The organism is Desulfocicer niacini, from assembly GCF_054657595.1.
In genome coordinates, this window is record NZ_BAAHYK010000103.1 from 1 (window position 1) to 5,013 (window position 5,013).

At 49.4% G+C, this 5,013-nt stretch carries 4 protein-coding genes; all 4 read left to right on the plus strand.

Going from position 1 to position 5,013, the window contains the following annotated elements:
* The first annotated feature begins 110 nt into the window (after positions 1-110).
* Positions 111-1,289, plus strand: a complete 1,179-nt coding sequence (locus tag ACYQ2M_RS24555) for a glycosyltransferase (RefSeq protein ID WP_459919038.1) — start codon at positions 111-113, stop codon at positions 1,287-1,289.
* Positions 1,290-1,481: 192 nt separating this feature from the next.
* Complete coding sequence (locus ACYQ2M_RS24560; protein ID WP_459919039.1) at positions 1,482-1,856, plus strand: aldehyde ferredoxin oxidoreductase N-terminal domain-containing protein; 375 nt, start codon at positions 1,482-1,484, stop codon at positions 1,854-1,856.
* Entirely contained in the window at positions 1,841-2,209 is a 369-nt protein-coding gene (locus tag ACYQ2M_RS24565; RefSeq protein WP_459919040.1) for a hypothetical protein, read from the plus strand. Before ACYQ2M_RS24560 ends, ACYQ2M_RS24565 begins: the two co-directional genes overlap by 16 nt.
* Positions 2,210-2,255: 46 nt before the next feature.
* A complete protein-coding gene (locus ACYQ2M_RS24570; protein WP_459919041.1) occupies positions 2,256-4,976 on the plus strand; it encodes a molybdopterin-dependent aldehyde oxidoreductase in 2,721 nt (906 codons plus the stop codon).
* Positions 4,977-5,013 lie beyond the last annotated feature (37 nt).

Here is a 5,013-nt window from a genome sequence, read left to right on the forward strand (position 1 = left end):
TATATGAAATACTCCGCAAATCAGGGGCTTATTTCAAGCTTCGTTGTGGGCAGAGCCGGATTAGAATACGGTCTGCCCATGGCAGTTATATCAAAACAAGGAACCTGAAAATGACTTTGGGACTCACAACAGCTCCTATGAAAATTCTGGGGATAATTAGCGCCTGCGGCGGGGGAGACTGGCCCCCGCTTCTCTCCCTGGCCCTTGGGATGAAGGCCCGGGGACATGATGTGTTAATACTGTGCGATAAAGATACCCGGGCCGCAGTGGTGTCCTCGGGTCTTTCAGCCTTTTGCCTTCCTTCCCGGTTGAATCTGTACGGCTTTTTCAGCCCGGCACTTCAACATATATTTTCCACAGGAGAAGATCTTACCCCCATGACCCTCAATCCCCTGAAAGAATGGGCACTAAAAACAGCAATGTATGTGGAAAAAAAATTGGTAAAATGGAAACCCGATTGGATACTGGGATCTTTATTATGCATAGAATTGGCACGGGTGATGGCCGAAACATTAAAATGTCCCTGGTGTTTCGTTAATCCCGGCTTTCATTTTGGAGATACAACCAATGTTCCCAGAAAAGAAGATTTTTCTTATATTGGGGCACAGATGTATGAACATTGGCTGCTTCCTCCCCTAAACAAGGCAACGTTGGTTCTCCATGCCACGGACCCGATATTTGACAAAAATCATGGGAATCTTCCTGAAAACCATTTTTATACCGGTCCGCTGTTCTGGGAAATGCCCGGTCAAATTCCTTCATATCTTCATGAACCCGGTCCCCCCTGGATTTTAATGTCGCTGAGCACGGCTCCCCAGACAGATGATATCAATATTGTACACGCCGCTCTGGGAGCCCTGAGAAATCAAAAATTCAGGGTACTCATAACTCTGCCCCACGGTCATGAGGCCCCCTGGTCTTCAAACCTTCCTGACAATATTTTCATGGAAAATTATATACCCCACAGTGTCGCACTGCAAATCAGCACCCTTGCCATCTGTCATGCCGGACACGGCATGGTAATTAAATCCATATACCACGGGACACCCATGGTTCTGGTTCCCTGGGGAAGGGATCAACCCGGTGTGGCATCCCGGGCCAAAGCCATGGGGGTTGCTTCGGTTGTTCATCCCATAAACTGCAATGCCCCCACCCTTAAAAGGGCAATAGAAAAGACCATGGCATCATCCGATGTTTTTTTACGGTCTCAGTCTGAATCAGTTCGACTTAAAAAAATCGACTCCCTTACCTTGGCCTGTACCAGGCTGGAATTTTTCTACAAAAAATAAAAATTATACTTTAGTAGAATTGATCCTGAGAAAAAGACTTTGTAGTTAAAAATAACTCGTAAATTACAATGTCATATTAAGCTGTTAAATCGCTTTTTTGATCAGGCATAAGACAGTACAAATAAACATTGCATACCCTGAGATGAAAGCCTGTAAGCAACAGGGTAATATAAAACAAGGAGATTGATCCATGTGTTCAAATCCTTTTTTTCGCCAATCTATCAATTGGAAAATTTTATCCATTATCTACTTACGGATGACAAGTGGCGGTTGCTGATTCTGGAAAATGAGGGGTCCCGTCTTGTTTCCGCTTCACAATACCAGGGGCTGAACAACTACGATCTGGTAGATGCACTTCAAAAAGATTTCGGCAGTGACATTGCCATTATTCCCATTGGTCAGGCCGGGGAGCGAGGATATCTCAACTCCACCGTACAGATGTCCGACCCCGAAGGACGTCCGGCCCGGGCAGCGGCAAGGAGGGGGGCTGGGGGCACTCATGGGTTCCAAGGGGCTAAAGGCGGTGATCATCGCCATAGGCCAAAAAACAGATGCCCCTTACCATAAAAAAAAGTTTTCTTGAAAACAGCAAAACTTACAGCAAGGCTATTTTAGCTAATCCTGTTTCAGGTCAGGGGCTGCTCGCCCTGGGAAAGGCAGCGCTGCTCAATGTTACCAATGCTTTGGGGGACCCATCTGTAGATCCGATCCAAAAAGAGGGCCAGGTAGCCCGCTCCACCCAACTTCAGGTGGGTATGTGTCTGTTTGATAACCTTGGTATATGCATTTTTTCCGGATTCTGTCTGGCTGAACCGGCAAATTTACAGGTGTTGGTGAATATGGTGGCTGCCCGATTTGGAGGAGAATGGGATGTGGATAGGCTCATGGGTATTGCGGTCCAAACCCTTGCCATGGAATAAGCTTAGAATAATTTAAATGAACAGATAACGCCTTAAGGGAGAAATTATGCTGAAACGAAATTTAATGGTAAATGGTATTGAGAAAACCGTAATTGCCGATCCTGAGACGTCCCTTGCGGATGTGCTTAGAGAACAACTGTTGTTGACCGGAACCAAAGTCGGTTGCGGTAAGGGACAATGCGGTGCCTGCAATGTAATCCTCAACGGAAAGCTGGTGCGCTCCTGCATTGTAAAAATGTCAAAAGTGCCGGATCAGGCTGTTTTGCTGACCATTGAAGGCATCGGCTCCAACGACGATCTTGACCCCATTCAGCTGGCATGGATGCTTCATGGTGGTGCACAGTGCGGATTCTGTACGCCGGGATTTATCGTCTCGACAAAGGCACTGCTGGCCCAAAATCCGAACCCGTCCCGGGAAGATATTCGGGAATGGTTCACGATTCACCGCAATGCCTGTCGTTGCACCGGCTACAAACAACTGGTGGACGCGGTAATGGATGCCGCCAAAGTATATCGTGGAGAAATAAAAAAAGAGGATCTTCTTTTCAAGATGCCCGCTGACGGAAAGATCTGGGGCACCAATATCCCCCGACCTTCAGCGATGGCCAAGGTGACCGGAACTTGTGATTACGGAGCGGACCTCGGCATAAAGATGCCCAAGGGAACGCTCTATCTGGCTTTGGTCCAGGCCAAGGTCAGCCATGCAAAGATTCTTGGCATTGATGCTGCAGAAGCCAAAAAAATGCCCGGTGTATTCAAAATACTGACCCACAAAGATATTAAAGGCACAAATCGAATCAACGGTTTGGTGCTCTATCCCCAGGGCAGCCTGAACGATGGCTTTGATCGACCAATTTTGGCGGATACCAAAGTGTTTCAGTATGGAGACGCCATTGCCATTGTATGTGCCGACAGCGAACACAATGCCCGGGCTGCTGCAGAAAAGGTGATAGTCGATCTCGAAGAACTGCCCGCATATATGAGTGCCCCGGAAGCCATGGCCGAGGATGCTTTGGAAATCCATCCTGGAACCCCCAACGTCTTTTTCAATACTAAAATAGCCAAAGGTGAGGAGACAGCCACCCTGTTTGACAAGGCACATTGTGTGGTGGAAGATGATTTCTACGTCGGCCGTCAACCCCACATGCCCATTGAGCCCGATGTGGGCCTGGCTTTCACCGATGAAAATGGCACATTGACCATTCAGTCTAAATCCATTGCACTCTATCTGCACCATTTTATGATCTGTGACGGGCTGGGCGTTGCACCGGAAAAACTTGTAATGGTGCAAAACCCTGCCGGCGGAACCTTCGGGTATAAGCTCTCCCCCACCATGGAGGCGCTGCTGGGAGTGGCGGCTTTGGCCACGGGACGTCCGGTGGTGCTGCGCTACAACTATCACCAGCAGATGACCTACACGGGCAAACGCTCTCCCTTTTTTGTCAATCTTCGCTATGCCGCTGATAAAGATGGAAAACTGCTGGCCATGGAGTCCGATTGGTCCGTGGACCACGGTGCCTATTCCGAACTTGCGGACATGCTCACTGTCATGGGTGCCCACATGATCGGTGCCGGGTATGACATCCCCAATATTCGGGGCAACGGTCGAACTGTATTCACCAATCACTCATGGGGATCGGCTTTCCGGGCATTTGGTGCACCCCAGAGCGAATTCGCCTCGGAAGTGCTGATGGATATCCTGGCGGAAAAGCTAAATATTGATCCCCTGGAATTGCGGTATCGAAATGCGCTGCGGCCCGGCGGCACCATGCCCTACGGTCATCCCCCCGAGGTATATGTCCTGCCGGATATGATAGATACCCTGCGTCCGAAATATGAGGCAGCCGTTAAATCTGCCAAGGATAAAAATGATACTCAATACAAATACGGTGTGGGGGTTTCCATCGGTATTTACAACAGTGGTGGAGGCGGGCCGGATCCTTCGGAAGCGGCTGTGGAACTCGGGCCTGAGGGGGTATTCACGGTCTACAATACCTGGGAAGACCATGGACAGGGCGCAGATGCAGGGTCCCTTGGCAGTGCCCATGAAGCGCTGCGGGATCTGAACATTGCCCCGGAAAAGATCAAGCTGGTGCTCAACGACACCTCAAAGTGTCCCAACAGCGGCCCGGCGGGTGCCAGTCGATCCCAGGTCATGACGGGTATGGCCATCGTAAAGGCCTGCGAAGCGCTGAAAAAAGCGATGCAAAAGGAAGACGGCACCTATCGTACCTATGAAGAGATGGTAGCCGAGGGTATTCCCCTTAAATACAACTACAATTACGCCAGCCCTTCCGGGAATTGCGATGAGAACAATCAGGGGAATCCATATCATATTCTTATGTTCGGACTGTTTATGTCGGAAGTTAAGGTGGAGCTCTCCACCGGAAAAACCATGGTGGAAAAAATGACAATGGTGGCGGATGTGGGTTCCGTTAATAATAAATCCGTGGTGGACGGTCAGCTTTACGGGGGGCTTGCCCAGGGAATCGGTCTTGCTCTGTCTGAAAATTTTGAAGATATTCAAAAGCATTCTACACTTGTTGGAGCAGGATTTCCCTACGCAAAAACCGTTCCCGATCATCTTGAAATCATCTATCAAGAGACGCCCCGCCCCGAAGGACCCTTTGGTGCAGCAGGCTGCGGAGAACTTCCCCTGACCAGCCCCCACGCATCCATAATCAACGCCATCTATAGCGCATGCGGAGTCCGGATTACGAAACTTCCAGCCTTGCCTGAAAAAGTGCTGGCAGGTCTCAACACATAACCGACTTTCAAACTATACCTCAACTTTCGGTGTTCGC